The sequence below is a fragment of the Variovorax monticola genome (assembly GCF_051216855.1).
In the GTDB taxonomy this organism is placed as follows: Bacteria; Pseudomonadota; Gammaproteobacteria; order Burkholderiales; family Burkholderiaceae_C; genus Variovorax.
The window spans coordinates 376,616-393,016 of the sequence record NZ_JBPJZP010000001.1 but is presented as its reverse complement, the minus strand read 5'-3'; the positions used below and the strand labels follow the sequence as shown (position 1 = coordinate 393,016).

At 64.0% G+C, this 16,401-nt stretch carries 17 protein-coding genes; 11 read left to right on the top strand and 6 right to left on the bottom strand.

The features are described from left to right. Positions 1-10 precede the first annotated feature (10 nt). A complete protein-coding gene (locus tag ACSFA5_RS01705; protein WP_435442272.1) occupies positions 11-769 on the bottom strand; it encodes an SDR family NAD(P)-dependent oxidoreductase in 759 nt (252 codons plus the stop codon). Between the two features lie 81 nt (positions 770-850). Here ACSFA5_RS01705 and ACSFA5_RS01700 point away from each other — a divergent pair, with 81 nt between their 5' ends. Continuing rightward, a complete protein-coding gene (locus ACSFA5_RS01700; RefSeq protein WP_435442271.1) occupies positions 851-1,396 on the top strand; it encodes a nuclear transport factor 2 family protein in 546 nt (181 codons plus the stop codon). A 9-nt stretch (positions 1,397-1,405) separates the two neighbouring features. Continuing rightward, the gene (locus ACSFA5_RS01695) at positions 1,406-2,176 is read left to right on the top strand and encodes an IclR family transcriptional regulator (RefSeq protein ID WP_435442270.1); all 771 of its coding nucleotides are present in this window, start codon (positions 1,406-1,408) and stop codon (positions 2,174-2,176) included. A gap of 48 nt (positions 2,177-2,224) precedes the next feature. Here the strand turns inward: ACSFA5_RS01695 and ACSFA5_RS01690 are convergent, their stop codons facing one another. Together ACSFA5_RS01690 and ACSFA5_RS01685 are read right to left on the bottom strand one after the other, a co-directional pair. Further along, complete coding sequence (locus ACSFA5_RS01690) at positions 2,225-3,898, bottom strand: flavin-containing monooxygenase (protein ID WP_435442269.1); 1,674 nt, start codon at positions 3,896-3,898, stop codon at positions 2,225-2,227. A 241-nt stretch (positions 3,899-4,139) separates the two neighbouring features. Continuing rightward, positions 4,140-5,333: a porin gene (locus ACSFA5_RS01685; RefSeq protein ID WP_435442268.1), complete on the bottom strand. Its 1,194-nt coding sequence runs from the start codon at positions 5,331-5,333 to the stop codon at positions 4,140-4,142. A gap of 274 nt (positions 5,334-5,607) precedes the next feature. On the opposite strand from ACSFA5_RS01685, the gene ACSFA5_RS01680 reads away from it, so the two are divergent. From ACSFA5_RS01680 to ACSFA5_RS01670, 3 genes are all read left to right on the top strand, one after another. Continuing rightward, positions 5,608-5,862 carry a hypothetical protein gene (locus tag ACSFA5_RS01680; RefSeq protein ID WP_435442267.1) on the top strand — a complete coding sequence of 85 codons (255 nt, stop codon included), beginning with the start codon at positions 5,608-5,610 and terminating at the stop codon, positions 5,860-5,862. Positions 5,863-6,050: 188 nt separating this feature from the next. Further along, a complete protein-coding gene (locus ACSFA5_RS01675) occupies positions 6,051-7,511 on the top strand; it encodes an N-acyl-D-amino-acid deacylase family protein (RefSeq protein WP_435442266.1) in 1,461 nt (486 codons plus the stop codon). Positions 7,512-7,514: 3 nt separating this feature from the next. Continuing rightward, complete coding sequence (locus tag ACSFA5_RS01670; RefSeq protein ID WP_435442265.1) at positions 7,515-7,940, top strand: YybH family protein; 426 nt, start codon at positions 7,515-7,517, stop codon at positions 7,938-7,940. Between the two features lie 14 nt (positions 7,941-7,954). Here the strand turns inward: ACSFA5_RS01670 and ACSFA5_RS01665 are convergent, their stop codons facing one another. Next, positions 7,955-8,911: a GlxA family transcriptional regulator gene (locus tag ACSFA5_RS01665; RefSeq protein ID WP_435442264.1), complete on the bottom strand. Its 957-nt coding sequence runs from the start codon at positions 8,909-8,911 to the stop codon at positions 7,955-7,957. Positions 8,912-9,065: 154 nt separating this feature from the next. Here ACSFA5_RS01665 and ACSFA5_RS01660 point away from each other — a divergent pair, with 154 nt between their 5' ends. The 6 genes from ACSFA5_RS01660 to ACSFA5_RS01635 are packed head-to-tail and all read left to right on the top strand — an operon-like array spanning position 9,066 to position 15,109. Then, positions 9,066-9,737: a DJ-1/PfpI family protein gene (locus ACSFA5_RS01660; protein WP_435442978.1), complete on the top strand. Its 672-nt coding sequence runs from the start codon at positions 9,066-9,068 to the stop codon at positions 9,735-9,737. Continuing rightward, positions 9,734-10,456 (top strand): DJ-1/PfpI family protein, encoded by a 723-nt coding sequence (locus ACSFA5_RS01655; protein ID WP_435442263.1) that lies wholly within the window; start codon positions 9,734-9,736, stop codon positions 10,454-10,456. The genes ACSFA5_RS01660 and ACSFA5_RS01655 overlap by 4 nt, the downstream gene beginning before the upstream one ends. A gap of 10 nt (positions 10,457-10,466) precedes the next feature. Continuing rightward, positions 10,467-11,711 carry an ABC transporter substrate-binding protein gene (locus ACSFA5_RS01650; protein ID WP_435442262.1) on the top strand — a complete coding sequence of 415 codons (1,245 nt, stop codon included), beginning with the start codon at positions 10,467-10,469 and terminating at the stop codon, positions 11,709-11,711. 20 nt (positions 11,712-11,731) lie between these two features. Then, entirely contained in the window at positions 11,732-12,478 is a 747-nt protein-coding gene (locus ACSFA5_RS01645; protein ID WP_435442977.1) for an ABC transporter ATP-binding protein, read from the top strand. A 10-nt stretch (positions 12,479-12,488) separates the two neighbouring features. After that, the gene (locus ACSFA5_RS01640; RefSeq protein ID WP_435442261.1) at positions 12,489-13,184 is read left to right on the top strand and encodes an ABC transporter ATP-binding protein; all 696 of its coding nucleotides are present in this window, start codon (positions 12,489-12,491) and stop codon (positions 13,182-13,184) included. Between the two features lie 2 nt (positions 13,185-13,186). Then, positions 13,187-15,109, top strand: a complete 1,923-nt coding sequence (locus tag ACSFA5_RS01635; protein ID WP_435442260.1) for an ABC transporter permease — start codon at positions 13,187-13,189, stop codon at positions 15,107-15,109. Positions 15,110-15,164: 55 nt separating this feature from the next. Here ACSFA5_RS01635 and ACSFA5_RS01630 read toward each other — a convergent pair whose 3' ends face one another. Together ACSFA5_RS01630 and ACSFA5_RS01625 are read right to left on the bottom strand one after the other, a co-directional pair. Next, the gene (locus tag ACSFA5_RS01630) at positions 15,165-15,842 is read right to left on the bottom strand and encodes a Crp/Fnr family transcriptional regulator (RefSeq protein ID WP_435442259.1); all 678 of its coding nucleotides are present in this window, start codon (positions 15,840-15,842) and stop codon (positions 15,165-15,167) included. Positions 15,843-15,908: 66 nt separating this feature from the next. Continuing rightward, positions 15,909-16,391, bottom strand: a complete 483-nt coding sequence (locus ACSFA5_RS01625; RefSeq protein ID WP_435442258.1) for a hypothetical protein — start codon at positions 16,389-16,391, stop codon at positions 15,909-15,911. Positions 16,392-16,401: the final 10 nt, after the last annotated feature.

Sequence of the window (16,401 nt, the reverse complement as noted above, 5' to 3'; positions counted from 1 at the left end):
GAACGTGCTCTCAGAGCAGGGCGTGCGTCACGCCGCCATCGACGAGCAGCGACTCGCCTGTGACGAAACTGCTCTCGTCGGAGGCGAGGAAGCAGGCGGCCGACGCGATGTCGTTCACGTGGCCCAGCCGCCCCAGCGGCGTGCGTGCGATGCGCTTGGCCTCCATGTCGGGCTGGACGTTGATGCGCACGCCTTCCGTCACCACGGAGCCCGGGCAGATGGCGTTGACGCGGATGTTCTGCGGGCCCAGGTCCACTGCGGCCGAGCGCGTCAGCCCGAGGACCCCGGCCTTGACGCCGCAATAGACCATGCCTGACGGAATGCCGAGAAAGCTCGCTGCCGAAGCGATGTTGACGATGGCCCCTCCACCTGAACGCGCCATCGCCGCTGCGCCGACCTGAATGCCCCAGATGACCGAGTGGAACCCGGTGCCGGTCATCCGAGCCAGGGTTTCCGGGGTGATGGCATCGATGGGGCCGTAGCGCACCCAGATGGCGTTGTTGACCAGGATGTCGAAGCGGCCGCATCGGCGCTCGAGGTCGTGCACGGCGGCCTCGAAGGTTGCCCGCTGGGCCACGTCGCCTGCATAGGCATGGGCTTGCGAGCCCTGGTCGCGCAGCGCCTGAGCCGCTTTTTCAGCGTTCTCGCCCTTGATGTCGAGCACGCCGACGACGGCGCCTTCGGCAGCGAAATGTTCACAGATGGCGCGCCCGATGCCCTGGGCGCCGCCGGTGACAAGGGCTACCTTGCCTTCTAAACGGGTCTTCATGAATTCAGTCTCCATTTCTGCTTTGAATTCTACCGGTCGGCAAGTAAAATTAGACGTCAAAAAATGCTAAGGAGATACCCTATGCCGAGTCTGGAGCTGAGCCGCCAGGTTGCTGAACTGATGGACCGCGAGGCGATCCGCGAATGCATGAATCGCTATTGCCGAGGGATAGACCGCCAGGACGAAGCCGCCTTGCGCAGCGCCTATTGGCCGGACGCCACCGACCGGCATGGCCCTTATCAGGGGAGCGCGACCGGCTTCATCGATTGGGCGCTGAAAAAGCTGGCATCGGACAGCGAGCGTTCGATTCACAACATTGCCAACATGTCGATCACGCTCGCGGGGACGCAGGCGGGCGTCGAGACCTACTTTCTCGCGCTGCAGCGGGACCGGGATGCCCAGGGGGTCGCGCGCGAGGTGTTCCTCGCGGGGCGCTACGTGGACCGTTTCGAGAAGCGGGGCGACGAGTGGCGCATTGCTGCGCGCACGGTGGTGTACGACTGGCTGCGCCAGTTGGGTGCTCCCGGGCTCAGCGAGGCCGAGCACTTCGGACCGGTGCGCCAGCCTTTGGGGTCGCTGTGCGACAGCGACCCTGTCTATGCACTGCTGGCTTCGCTGAAGCCGTGAGCGCATGCCGTGCCCGTCACTCCCATGACCGTCAAGTCGGCCTCGCGCGTGCTCGAACTGCTGGAGTACTTTCGCAGCGAACGCGTGCCACGTTCGCTCAAGGCAATCGTCGATGCACTCGGCTATCCGCAATCCAGTGCGACCGCGCTGCTCAAGAGCCTGACGAGCGAAGGCTATCTGAACTACGACCGTGTGCAGCGCCTGTACTTTCCTACGCTGAGAGTGGCTGCACTCGGTGAGTGGATCGAGCCCGCGCTGCTGGGGGGCAACGAGCAGCTGCTCGAGGCCATGCGCGACGTTCACAACGCCACGGGCGAAACCGTCTCGCTGGGGGTGCTCAACGATGTCTACGTGCAGCACGTGCGCATCATCCAGTCCACGCATGCCATGCGCTTCTACACGCAAGAGGGCACCATGCGACTGGCGGTGAAGTCCTCATTGGGTTGGTTGCTGATGTCCACACGCACGCCGGAGCAGATCGAGCGCCTGGTGCGGCGTGCCAATATCGCGATCACCGAGCCGGCTCAGCGCGTGGACGTGGCCGAGACGGTCGAGCGCATCCTGTCGATCAAGGGGCAATCGCAGATTCATGTCGAAGGCGTGCCCTTCGCCGACGGCGCGACGATGTGCGCGCTGGTGCCCGTCGCCATCCATGGGCAACCCGTGGTCCTCGGCTTGGGGGGAAGCCTGGAGCGCGTGCGCGAAAGCCGCGAGCGGTACGCAGCGGTGCTGCGCCATGCCGTCGCTTCCCTGCAGCCGCGTGGCACGCTGCCCGGGTAGGGTCCGAGAGGAAGCCGACGGGGCTGCGTCCTCTGGACCGGGAGGCGATCAGGCGGCAATGCCCTGCGTCTCGTTGCGCGCGGGTTCGATCTGGTGACCGGCGTAGCCGTTGGCTGCCGCCGCGGCGCAATGCTCGCGGTATTTCATGAACCCGCCGATGAACTGCGTGAGGCCTTGCGGCTTGCCTTCGACGTTGGCGCCCACCCACCAGGTCTTGGCCTTGTTGATGAGCGAAGGCCTTGCCAGCGTGTGCACCAGTTCCATCCAGCTATCTTCTGTCTTGCGGGTAGGCTCGATGCTGCCCAGGCCATTCTTGCGCAGGTAAAGGATGGCATCCGCGATCCAGTCCACGTCGTTCTCGCTCATGCGGATGATGTTGGCCAGCGCGGCGGGGCCGTTGGGCCCCGTGGTCATGAACAGGTTGGGGAAGCCTTCCAGCATGATGCCCAGATGCGAACGCGGTCCGTTCTTCCACTTGTCCTGGACCGTTCGGCCATCGCGACCCCGTACGTCGAAGGCCAGCAATGCACCCGTCAGGCCGTCGTAGCCGGTGGCGAGGATCAGGACATCCAGTTCTGTCTCGCCCGCGGCCGTTCGGATGCCTTTCTCGGTCGCCTCCACGATGGGGTCTGCGATGCAGTCCATGAGGTGCACGTTCGGCAGGTTGTAGGTTTCGTAGTAGCCGGTGTCCAGGCAGGGGCGTCGCGCGAAGATGGGGTAGCCCTGCGGCTTCAGCTTTTCGGCGGTGGCCGGGTCGGTCACGACCTCGGAGATCTTTGCGCGCACGAAGTTGGCCACGTGCTCGTTGGCCTCTTCGTTGACCATCAGGTCACCGAATGTCCCCAGCATCGCCAGGCCGCCCTGTTTCCAGGAGTCTTCCAGCAATGCCTGGCGCTGCGCCGGCGTGACCGTGAAGAAGCCGCGCGTGGACAACGGTCGCGCCCCACCGATCACGCTGTTGCGCGCCACTTCGCGAATGCCCGCGTAATGGCGCCTGACCTCGGCCATGTACTCCGCTTCGATCGGCACGTTGCGCATGGGCATCGTGAAGCTGGGCGTGCGCTGAAACACGAAGAGCTCACCTGCCTGACGACCTACTTCCTGCACGATCTGAATGCCGGTCGAGCCCGTGCCGATCACGCCGACGCGCTTGCCCGTGAAATCCACCGGCTCGTGCGGCCAGCGCGCGGCATGCAGCAGCTGGCCCTTGAAGCGATCCAGGCCTTCGATCTCCGGCTTCTTCGGTACCGAGAGCGGGCCGGTGGCCATGATGCAGTAGGGCGCCTCGTAGCGCTCGCCGCGTGCGGTCGTCACGGTCCAGACCTGGCGGTGCTCGTCCCAGATGGCGCTGTCGATGCGCGTGTTGAACTGGAAATGGCGGCGCAGGTCGAGCCGCGTGGCAACGAAATCGATGTAGCGCAGCAGTTCGGGCTGCGCGGCGTACTGCTCGGACCAGGTCCATTCCTGTTCGATTTCGGGGGAGAAGGAATAGCTGTAGTCGATGCTGGGCAGATCCACGCGCGCACCAGGGTAGCGATTCCAGTACCAGACGCCGCCCACGTCGCTTCCAGCCTCGAAGGCCTGCAGCTTCAGCCCCAAACTGTTGAACTTGTGCACGGCGTACATGCCGCCGAATCCGCCACCGACGATGATCACATCGAGTCTGGTGCTTTCGGACGTTGCCTTGGATTGAAGGCTGGATGCGTTGGCCGCAGGTGTCATGCATGTCTCCTAAAGTGTTTTTGGTGGCTTCTCCTGCGATGGCGCGGGCAGGGAGCTGGCTTGTTTGTCATCATGCCCATCAACCTGCCGGCCGACAAGTGAATGGGCGCATTGGCGACAGACAATCACATCTGTGATTTTCCGAAGGAGCCCGCAGTCGGAAATCGTGAACCGCGCGCCCTCTTGATTCAAGATCGAAAGACGTCAGAGCGCGCTCGCGTACCCGACCCTCGACGCGGACTCAAAAAGCGTGGCGGATGCCAACGTCGTAGCCCGTTGCCTTTTGCGCAAGGTAGCCCTGTGCCGCGCCGGAGAAGGAAGCCGTCCCTCCGGTGGCAACGGCGGCGTTCGGCAAGCTGCCGGCATACGCGCCATCGTTCTTGTTGTTGATGCGCGCGGCAGTGACATAGACGGCCGTGCGTTTGGACAAGTTGTGGGTGTACCCGATCGCGAGTTTGTTGACCCGTGGCGCGCTGGCACCCGTGATGCCTTCGTCCGACTTGTAGCGAACTGCCGAATAGGAGACGCGGATCAGGCCGACGCCGACAGGCACGCTGGCGCCCACGAGATAGCCATCGAAGTGGATTTCCGAGGCAATCAAGGGTGTTCGGCGCTGGTCTCGCGTGCGGGACAACTCCCCGAAGGCCTTGACCAGGCCGAAGTCGTAAGAGACGCCGATGTTGGTCGTGCGGAACTCGCGCCGCAGCGCCTCGGTGTCGCTTGCCTTGCTCTCGCCATGGGCGATGGCCAGGTCCAGGGAGCCCGCCGCGTAGCCGATACGGCCGCCGATGTAGGCGCCCGACCGGTCGTTCCCGTCTGCAACGCCGACGCCCGAAGTCTTGGTGTTCTCGGGCATCCCGTACATGAAGGAGCCATAGACGCCACCGAGCGCGGAGGGCAGGAAATAGCTGACCGAATTGTTGGCACGGACGTAGTTCGAGTTGCCCACGGCGGCCGAGTTTCCCAGCGTGAACAAAACGCTGGACCCGACGCCGCTGTTGCCGAAAGGATCGAAAATTGCGTCGTTGTAGAAGGTCGGGTTGTAGTCGCGTCCCAGCCGCAGTTCGCCGAAACCTCCCGCGAGCGACAGCGTCGACCTGCGATTGAAGAAGGCCGTCGCAGAGGGCGCGCCAGCCGTGGACGGGCCGCCGATCGAGCCGGTGTCCAGCGCGATTGCACTCTCGAGCCAAAAACCGGCCGACAGGCCACCGCCTAGATCCTCGGTACCTCGAAACCCCAGTCGGCTCGTCGAGTTTCCGCCTGACGACAGTCCCGATTGCCGCTGTGTGATTGTTCCTCCGGTCATGGGATTTCGCGCCGTAGCCTCATAGCGGCTGATGCCTGCATCTGCGATGCCAAAGAGCGTAAGGGAGGATTGCGCGGAGGCGAGGCTTGCAGCTTGAAGCGCTGCGATCCCGACGATTGCAAGTTTCATTTTCGTTTTAAGTGATGAACGTGATGGGTTGTCGGGCGCGACGACCACGAACACAGGCCGTGGGCAAGTCGACGCCAGAAATGGCCCGACTCGCATGAGCGCAGCCTGGTCGGCCAGTGGCGCCATGCGTTGCCGGCAGGGCAACGTATCAATGTGGCTTTTGCATGCTTGTCTCCTGGGTCGGCGGAGGTTGGCCAAATGTCTTCCGGGCGTCCGCATCGACCTGCGCCCTGCCTCCAAGCTAATTTACTAACCGTGCGGCAGGTAGAGTGTATTGACGAATATCTACCTCACTTGGCGTTATGTACGCCTCTTTTCACAAGGAAAACCACTAGATCGACGGCGGATTTTTCCTTCAGCAGAAGTCGTAAAACTGCAAGCCGTCCGGCAGGTATTCCGCGGCGACGGCGACGGCGACGGCGACGGCGACGGCGACGGCGGCGTCTACGTCGACGGTGCGGTCGATGTCTGGGGATCGCCAGGAATGCATTTAATTAACATAACACTCATTGTGTTAAAAATAGCATGAGTCGCCCACCACGAAAAAGCGTCGATGCTCGTCAACCCATTGCCGCGCGCTTCAAAGGCTGACCTACGTCAGCCCGGTGCAGTTCATGAGCTTGGCTATGGGGTAAGGATTCCAGGGGCAAGGTCACTTGGCGGATTTCGGAGTTCATTTGTCGTTTACGCCAGCAAAACGAGTGCCGAGAATGAGTCATGACCGCACCCCACCACTTCGACCTGCTCATCCGCAACGGCACCGTGATCGACGGCACGAAAGCGCTCCGATTCTCAGCAGATGTCGGGATCACCGACGGTCGTATCACCATCATTGGCGACCTCGGCGGCGCTACCGCTGCACATGAGATCGACGCCACCGACCGCATCGTCGCCCCGGGCTTCATCGACTCCCACACCCACGACGACCAGGCGGTGCTCTCGCACGCCACGATGCCCTTCAAGGTTTCGCAAGGCGTGACCACGGTGGTCGCCGGCAACTGCGGCATCAGCGCCGCGCCGTTGCGCGAAGGCATGGACTTGCCCATGCCACTCAGCCTGCTCGACTCGCCCGCCGAAGGCCGCTTCACCTCCTTCGCCGCCTACCTCGACGCGCTGCGCGCCGCGCCCTCGTCTGTCAACGTGGCCGCGATGGTTGGCCACTCGACGTTGCGCGCTCTCACGATGGACGACATCGACCGCCCCGCGAACGACGCTGAAATCGCCGCCATGCGCGCGCATGTCGAAGAAGCCATGCAGGCCGGCGCCATCGGCTTGTCCACCGGCACCTTCTATCCGGCCGCGACCAAGGCGACGACGCAGGAAATCATCGAGGTGAGCAGGCCGCTGAGTTCGCGCAAGGCGCTGTACGTGACTCACATGCGCGACGAGTCCGACCAGATCATGGAGGCACTTGAAGAGACGTTCGCCATCGGCCGCGCGCTCGATGTGCCGGTGGTCGTGTCGCACCACAAGGCCATGCACAAGGCCAACTTCGGCAAGACGAAGCTGACCTTGCCCGTCATTCGCGAGGCAATGAAGCACCAGTGCGTGTCGCTCGACTGCTACCCCTACACCGCCGGCTCCACCGCGCTGCGCACCGACCGCGGCATGCTGGGTGGCCGGGTGCTGATCGCCAGCAGCGAGCCGCATCCCGAACGCGCCGGGCAGGACCTGGACGACATCGCGGCCGAATGGGGCGTAGGCAAGGAAGAGGCCGCGCGCCGCCTGCAGCCGGGCAGCGCGATCTACTTCATCATGGACGAGGACGACGTACAACGCGTGCTAGCGTTCGACGAAACGATGATCGGCTCCGACGGCATTCCGCTGGGCACCAAGCCACACCCGCGCCTGTGGGGCACCTTCCCTCGCGTGCTTGGCCACTACAGCCGCGATGTGGGCCTGTTTCCGCTGGAGACGGCCGTGTGGAAGATGACGGGACTCACCGCGCGCAACTTCGGGCTGCATGAGCGTGGCACGCTGAAGGCTGGGCATCATGCGGACCTCGTGATCTTCGATGCGACGTGCGTGCGAGACACGGCGAGTTACGAGAAGCCCGACACGCCTGCCGAAGGCATCGAGGTGGTGATCGTCAATGGCGCCGTCACGTGGCAGTTCGGCAAGCACACCGGTGCGCGCCAGGGACAGGTGATCACACGCCGCGACACCGTGCAGGCCTGAGACATGACGGACGAAGAACTCATCCGCGCGGCAAGAGCGACTTCCAACGCGGCCATCGTTCGCAAGCATGTCGACACGATCGCCAGCTTCTGGACAGAAGAGGTTCACGTGCTCGGCTCGATGTCGCTGCAGCTTTCGGGCATCGAAGCGAATCGGCGCTTCTACGAAGCGCAGTTTGCCAGGCGCCCGGACACGACCTATGCACGTACGCCTTCAACGGTGCATGTCATGGCGGCATGGAAGGTCGCGCTGGAGTCCGGTGACTGGGTCGCCACCTGGACCGACCCGGATGGCCCCGTGCGAGTCAGCGGAAGTTACATGGCGCAATGGCTGCGTTCGGACGCGGGCTGGCGCATCCAGGGCGAACTCTATGTGCCGACGTCTTGCGCAGGCGGCGCCTACTGCGAGAGGCATCCGGTCAAGAGCTGACGCACTGCACCTGATCACGCTGCGTCACGCCGGCAATGCAGTTCCCGAAACAGGAGCGGCGTCATGCCGAATCGCCGGTCGAAGGCCTTGGACAATTGGGCCGCTGTCGAGTAGCCGGTCTTCGCCGCGATCTCCTTGAGCGATACGCCCACTGCCAGCAGGTTGCGCGTGTGGTCCAGCCGCAGCGTTTCGACGAAATGCGCCGGCGTCTCGCCCGTCGAGCGGGTGAACTTGCGCAGGAAGGTACGGTCCGACATCGCGACGCGTGCCGCGAGACTTGGCACATCCAGCGTCTCCGACAGGTGCTCGCGCATCCAGTGGATCAACGCCGAGAACGGCGCGTCGGCATGCGTCTGGGCATCGAGCACCGGGCTGAACTGCGACTGGTAGCCGGGCCGGCGCGCGTACAGAACGAGTCGCTTGGCGATCGCATTCGCCGTCTCGCCGCCCAGGTCGGCAGCCACCATCTCCAGGCTCATGTCGATCCCGGTGGTCACGCCCGCCGACGTCCAGATGTTGCCGTCATTGACGTACAGCGCGTTCACGTCCACTTCGGTGTCCGGATACGCCTCCGATAGTTGCGAGCAGGTGGACCAGTGCGTGGCCACGCGCTTGCCGCGCAGCAGGCCGAACTGCGCGAGCGCAAAGGTGCCCGTGCAGATCGAGCCATAGCGCCGGGCGTTGCCGCATGCCTTGACCGCCCAGCGCTGCACCGCCTTGTCGTGCGCCATCGCCATCAGTCCCACGTGGTCGCCGCCTGCGATCAGCAACGTGTCGACGTTCGACGCAGGCACGCTTCTGATCGGCCGCGTTCCCAGTTCGACCGCGCTGCTGCTTTGCAGGACACCGCCTTCGGCCGAGAGGATGTGCACCTTGTAGAAGGGCGCGCCATGCGCATCGTTGGCTGCCGCGAAGACCGACGCCGCGCCTGAAACGTCCAGGATCTGCACACCCGCAAAGGCGAGGATCACGACGTGTCGGGGCGATGACATTGGCGAATATTAGCTTTGTTTTGTCATTTACGCCAAGAGACCGTCTCCACAGAATCGAGCCTTGAACAGACGTCAATGACGAAGCAATTGCCGAAACAACCAAGGACATCGACGCGTGACCCCGACACCCACCATCACCCTGCATATAGGCTTTCTGCTCTTCCCCGACGTGACGCAGCTCGACCTGACCGGCCCGGTGCAGATCCTGAGCCGGGTACCGGGCGCGAAGATCCACCTGGTGTGGAAGGCGATGGAACCGGTGATGACCGATGCGGGCTTCAGCATCAACCCGACGACGAACTTTGCCGATTGCCCGCAGCTCGACGTGCTGTGCGTGCCCGGCGGCGTGGGGGTCGTACCGCTGATCAACGACCCGGTCACGATCGCGTTTCTGCAAAAGCAGGCAGCGCAGGCGCGCTACATCTCGTCGGTCTGCACCGGCTCGATCGTGCTCGGCGCTGCGGGCTTGCTCGACGGTTACGAGTCCGCATGCCACTGGTCGTGGCTTCACCTGCTGCCCGAGCTCGGCGCAAAGCCCGTGGCACAACGCGTGGTGCGCGACCGCAACCGCATCTCCGGCGGCGGCGTGACCTCGGGCATCGACTTCGGGCTCACGCTCGCAGCGGAGCTGGCCGGCGAAGAAGCGGCGCGGCTGATCCAGCTGGGCGTGGAGTACGACCCCCAGCCTCCGTTCGACTGCGGCTCGCCCGCGGCGGCCGGGCCCGAGCGGGAAGCGATCGTGCGTGGTCGCAACGAAAAAGGTGTGTCGCTCGCCCGGGCCGCCATTGAAAGGCTCAAGTCATGAATGCACCACAACAGCCATCCGCGCCGTTGCGCATCGGCATGCTGGTCTTTCCGCAGATCACCTCGCTGGACGTGTTGGCCCCGTTCGAGATCCTCTCGCGCGCCAGTAACACCAAGGTCCAGCTGGTCTGGAAGACCACTGACACCGTGACCGGCGACACCGGCCTCAAGCTGATTCCCGATGCAAGCTTTGCCGACGCGCCTCAGTTCGACGTGCTGATGATCCCGGGCGGCCCTGGGCAGATTGCGCTGATGGACGATGTCGAAGTGCTGACCTTCCTTCGGAAGCAGGCGGTCGGCGCGAAGTACGTCACCTCCGTCTGCACCGGCTCGCTGCTTCTGGCCGCTGCAGGCCTGATGCAGGGCTACAAGGCCAGCACCCACTGGCTCTCGTTCGACCAGCTCGCGCAGTTCGGCGCGGTGCCGACCGACGAGCGCGTGGTCATCGACCGTGACCGGATCACCGGTGGCGGCGTCACATCTGGCTTGGACTTTGCATTCAGTGTGCTGGCCGTGCTGCGCGGCGAACACGAAGCAAAGAGGATCCAGCTCTTCATGGAATACGACCCCCAGCCGCCCTTCGAGAGCGGCCACCCACGCGTCGCGTCCGCCGCGTTGGTCGAAGAGGTGCGCACCATGGCTGAGCCCATGCTGATCAGGAGACGCGAGGCCTCGGCCAAGGCCGCGCAGGCAATGAAATCCCTCGATCCCCTTCCTTAAAGGAAACGTCATGACATCCTCCTCGAGCCGCAGATCCCTGTCTGCAGCCGCATTGCTGGCAGCCGCCCTGCTCGCTGCCGCGCCGGCGTTTGCCCAGATCTCCGACGGTGTCGTGAAAATCGGCGTGATCAACGATCAGTCCGGTCCCTACTCTGCCTTGAGCGGCCCCGGCTCGGCGCTCGCGGTGACGATGGCGGTGGAGGACATGAAGAGCCAGCTCGGCGGCATCAAGGTCGAGGTGCTCGTGGCCGATCACCAGAACAAGGCGGACCTGGGCGTCACGATCGCCAAGCGCTGGTTCGATGTCGATCACGTGGACGCGATCATGGACGTGAGCAATTCGGCCGTGGCGCTCGGCATCCAGACGGTGATCAAGGAGAAGAACAAGGTCGGCATGTACGGCGCCATCGGCACGACGGAACTCACCGGCAAGCAGTGCGTGAAAACCGGCTATTCATGGCTGCACGACTCCTACGCGCTGGTGTCCGGTCCCGTTCGCTCCATCCTCAAGAGCGGCGGCAACACCTGGTACTTCGTCGCGGCCGACTTCGCCTTCGGCAAGAACGCGGTGCAGGTCGCCAAGGAAATCCTCGCGGCCAATGGCGGCAAGAGCGTCGGCGAGACCTATCACCCGATGTCCACCTCCGACTACAGCTCCTTCCTGCTGCAGGCGCAGAGCTCGAACGCGAAGGCCGTGATGTTTGCCAACGGCGGTGCGCAGCTCGTGAACTCGATGAAGCAGTGGAAGGAGTTCGGCATGCAGAACGGCAAGCAGAAGCCGGTCGCCACCATCCTCGAGATATCCGACGTGCATGCGGCCGGCCTCGACGTGATCGAAGGCCTGTCGGCCACCACTGCCTGGTACTGGGACAAGGACGACCAGGCGCGTGCCTTCGGCCGCCGCTTCTTCGAGCGCTTCAAGGCGATGCCCACGGCCACGCAGGCTTCGATGTACTCGGCCGCGAGCCACTACCTGAAAGCCGTGGTCGCCACCAAGAGCGATGCGACCGACGTGGTCGACGAGAAAATGCGCAGTACGCCGGTCAACGACATGTACGTGAAGAACGCGATGCTGCGCCCCGACGGCAAGCTGAGCCACGACTTCCTGCTGGTGACGGTCAAGTCGAAGGCCGATTCCAAGTATCCGTGGGACTACTACAAGGTCGACACCATCATCCCGGCGAGCGAGGCGCTCTCGCCCCTCAGCGAAAGCGAATGCCCGCTCGTGGACAAGGCGAGCATCCAGAAGAAATGAACGCAGCCACTGCAAGCGACATGGATGCCGAGCCGATTCTTGTCGCAAGAGGCCTGACCCGCAGTTTCTCGGGCTTCACCGCGGTGAAGAACGTGGACATCGACGTACGCCGCAACACCATCCATTCGGTGATCGGCCCGAATGGCGCGGGCAAGAGCACCCTGTTCAATCTGCTTACCCGCTTTCTCGAAGCCGATGCAGGCAGCATCACCTACAAGGGCTTGGACGTCACGCACACCCGGCCCGCGCAACTCGCACGCCAGGGCGTGGTGCGCTCGTTCCAGATCTCGGCCGTGTTCCCGCACCTCACGGCATCGCAGAACCTGTGCATCCCGCTTCAGCGGATGGCGGGATTCACAAGAGTCTTCTGGCGGTCCACCGCATGCCTGAGCGAGATGGAAGACCGCGTGGCCGACCTGCTCAAGCGCTTCGGCCTGAGTGCGTATGCGCATGTGGCGGCCGGCGAGCTGCCCTATGGCCGCAAGCGCGCGCTCGAACTCGCGACCACTTTCGCGCTGGAGCCGGAGCTTGCGCTGCTCGACGAGCCGATGGCGGGACTGGGCATCGAGGACGTGGCGCGCGTGACCGACCTCATCGCCGAACAGTCCGGCAAGAACACCATCGTGATGGTCGAGCACAACCTCAAGGTCGTGCAGAAGCTGTCCGATGTCGTCACCGTGCTGTGCCGCGGCGAGGTGCTCGCCGAAGGCTCCTATGAAACCGTTGCCGAAGACGCGCGTGTGCTGGAGGCCTACATTGGTCACTGAGACGAACTCCTTGGTCCTCGATGTGAAGGGCCTGCGCGCTGGCTACCTGGGCAACCAGGTGCTGGACGGCATCAGCTTCCACCTGAAGCGCGGCGAAGTCGTCACGCTGCTGGGCCGCAACGGCGCGGGCAAGTCGACCACGTTGAAGTGCCTGATGGGCTTCATCGAGGAGAAGTCGGGCTCCATCGAATTCGAAGGCACGGCCATCACGCGCCGCCTGCCCGAGCAGATCGCGCGACTGGGCATGGCCTACTGCCCCGAGGAGCGCGGCATCTTCTCGCAGTTGTCAGTTCTGGAGAACCTCACGCTGCCGCCGGTGATTCGCGAAGGCGGCTTCAGCGTGGACGAGGTCTACCGGCTCTTCCCCAACCTTCACGAACGAAGCGCCAGCCAGGGCACCAAGCTGTCGGGCGGCGAGCAGCAGATGCTGGCCATCGGCCGCATCCTGCGCACCGGCGCGAAGTTCCTGCTGCTGGACGAACCGAGCGAGGGTCTCGCGCCCGTGATCGTGAAGCTCATCGGCAAGACCATCCAGCAGTTGAAGGAGCGCGGCTTCACCGTCCTGCTGGTCGAGCAGAACCTGCGCTTTGCCTGCGAGCTGGCCGACCGGCACTACGTGATGGAAACCGGCCGCATCGTCGACGAGCTCTCGCGCAGCGAGATCAACCACAACCTCTCGCGTGTCCAGGCGCACCTAGGGATCTGAACATGTTTGAAACTCTGGGTATCTCGCCTCAAGCGCTCGTCGGGCAGGTCCTGCTTGGGCTGATCAATGGCTCCTTCTACGCGATGATGAGCCTGGGACTGGCGATCATCTTCGGCCTGTTGAACGTCGTGAACTTCACGCATGGCGCGCAGTACATGATGGGTGCGTTTGCAGCCTGGATGCTGCTGCAGTGGGCCGGCATCAACTACTGGTTCGCCATCGTCCTTGCGCCGCTCGCGGTCGGCGCGAGTGGCATGCTGATGGAGCGGCTCTTCGTACGCCGGCTCTACCACCTGGACCACACCTACGGGTTGCTGCTGACCTTCGGCATCACGCTGATCATCGAAGGGCTCTACCGCAAAGGCTTCGGCGCTGCCGGCCTGCCGTATGAGAACCCGATGCCGGGCGGCTTTCGCACCGACCTGGGCTACATGCCGTACTACCGGTTATGGGCACTGTTCGCTTCGTTCGCCGTGTGCCTGGGCACCTGGCTCGTGATAGAGAAGACCAAGCTCGGCGCCTACCTGCGCGCCGCCATGGAACGACCTGACCTCGTGCGCGGCTTTGGCATCAACGTGCCGCTGATGGTGACGCTGGTCTACGGTTTCGGCGTGGGACTCGCGGGACTGGCGGGGGTGTTCGCTGCACCGATCTACAACGTCAGCCCGGCGATGGGCTCCAACCTCATCGTCGTGATCTTCGCCGTCGTGGTGATCGGCGGCATGGGCTCGATCAAGGGCGCGATCATCACGGGCTACCTGCTCGGTCTCTCGGAAGGACTGATGAAGGTGTTCTATGCGCCACTGGCCGACACGGTCGTTTTCATCATCATGGCGGCGGTGTTGCTGGTCAAGCCCGAAGGCCTCTTCGGCAAGGGCGTGATCACGCAGAAATTCTCCGGTGCCATGACCAGCCAGGCGTCTTCGACGAAGAAGCGCAGCGGGCCTTCGACGTGGTTGGTGCTCGCGGTGTCGGTCGCGGCCTTGGTGGCGGCGCCGTTCTTCGTCTACCCGGTGTTTCTCATCAAGGTGTTGTGCTTCGCCGTCGCCGCCAGCGCCGTCAACCTGCTGCTCGGGTACATGGGCGTGCTGTCGTTCGGCCATGCGATGTTCTTCGGGTTCTCGGCCTATGTGTCCGGGCACGTGGCGACGGTCCTTGGCATGGCGCCGCAGTGGGCCATCCTTGCGGGAACTGCTGCGTCGGTCGTGCTGGGCGGCATCGTGGGCGTGATCGCCGTCCGGCTGCAAGGCATCTACTTCGCGATGTCGACGCTGGCGCTCGCGCAGATGGTCTACTTCTTCTGCGTGCAGGCGCCCTTCACCAACGGCGAGGACGGCATGCAGAACATTCCGCGCGGCGTGGCCTTCGGTGTGTGGGACCTGAAGAGCGACATCTCGACCTACTTCTTCGTGCTGCTGATCTGTGCGGCTTCCATTTTGGTGATCGCAAGACTGGTCCATTCGCCTGTCGGGCGAATCATCGCGGCCATCCGCGACAGCGAGCCGCGCGCCGTGTCGCTGGGCTACAACGTCAATCGCTACAAGCTGGCGGTGTTCGTTTTCTCGGCCGGCGTGACGGGGCTCGCGGGCGCGACCAAGGCCATCGCAGTGCAGATCGCAACCCTCACCGACGCGACCTGGCAGATGTCCGGCGAGTTCGTGCTGATGACGCTGGTTGGCGGGCTGGGCACCATCATCGGGCCGGTGCTGGGCGCGTTGACCCTGATCGGCATGGAGACCTATATGGCTGGGTTGCAGGACTGGGTCACGGTGGTCCAGGGCTTCGTCTTCTTCATCGTCGTTCTCTCGTTCCGTGCGGGCATGGCGGGGACATTCGCCGCGGCGTTTCCAGGTGCGAAGCGGCCAGCCCGCAATGTCGAGAGCCACAGCGCCGCGCCTCCGGTCCAGGCGCACCAGGAGCATTGAGTGCGGGTCGATCTCGTCATCGTCGGCGCGGGCATCGCTGGAGATCGAGGTACGGTCAGGCGCTGATCTCTGTCGTGCTGTTTGCCAACTTGTGCAGTGCCGACAAATCGAGAATGGTCACGCCGTTGTACTCCGAGCGCAGCAGCGCCATTTCTTCGAGCACTCGCATCTCCCTGTTGATGGACCGGCGTGTCACCTGCAGCATCGCGGCCAGGTCTTCCTGCGAGAGCCTCAGGCGCAGGCGCAGCGAGCCGTCTTCCATGCCGTAGATCCGGGCGAGCCCGCCGATCGCGGCCGCGAGCCGTTGGCGCGTGCTTCCGGTGAGCTGGTCCAGCACCGTGGCGACGATCTGGCGATGCTGTCTCGACAGCATCCGTGCCATGCTTTTCCAGAGCTGCGCCTTGGTACCCAGCGTATGAAAAACCGCCTCTGCCGGAATGTGGATCACGACCGCATCGTCGTGCGCATGGTAGGCATGCAATGCTTCATCGTCCGGGTTCAGTCCGCGCGGAATGCCGATGACGAAGCCCGGTCCGAGAATGGCGATGGGCGCGTACGAGTCGCCCGAATTCAACCGGGCCACCATGATGTGACCCGACACCACTGTCAGTATCTCCGGCGCGTCCAGCGTTTCGCTGTGCACCAGGTCGCCCCGCAGGTGCCGACGCAGCCTTGACGCAGGCAGCAACCGTTCCAGAAGCTCGTTCGGCCACGACGAAAAGACCGTCGTCACGCCGAAACTCTGTCTGATCAACGCCAGGTCTTCAGGCGTGCTCGGGGGGTGTCGAGTCGGCATCCCCTACTTCGCAGGCATCGAAATGATCTTCTCGCCGCGTGAGTTGCGCTGCAGCTCGCCAGACGGTTTCATGCGTGCAGCCGTCGTGCCGGTCTGGATCGGAATGGAGATGGCGCTCCTGCCGCCGCCCTGGGTGATGAAGACGTTCAGATACGAGCGTCCTTCCGATTCGCTCAACACAGGCACGGTGACTGTGGTGCGCTTGCCGGAAGGCAACGCGAAGCCAGGCGGCCCCTGGATGGAGAGGCCGGACTCGGCACTCAGTTGCACGGCAGCGCCGTCGGCATGGGTCACGCCGTGGAACTGCAGGACGACGGGCGTCGCCCGCCCGAGCTGCGGCGCAGCGCCGACGCTGTAAGTCATGGTGACCCCGGAGTCGTTGGTCTTTCTGGGAGCCGGCGTGGTGGCGTGGGACGGCAGCGAAGCGGTCGCGAACAGCACGGCGATGGCAGCCGCCAGACCGGGGCTTGTGCGAATTTTGATCATGGCTGTTCTC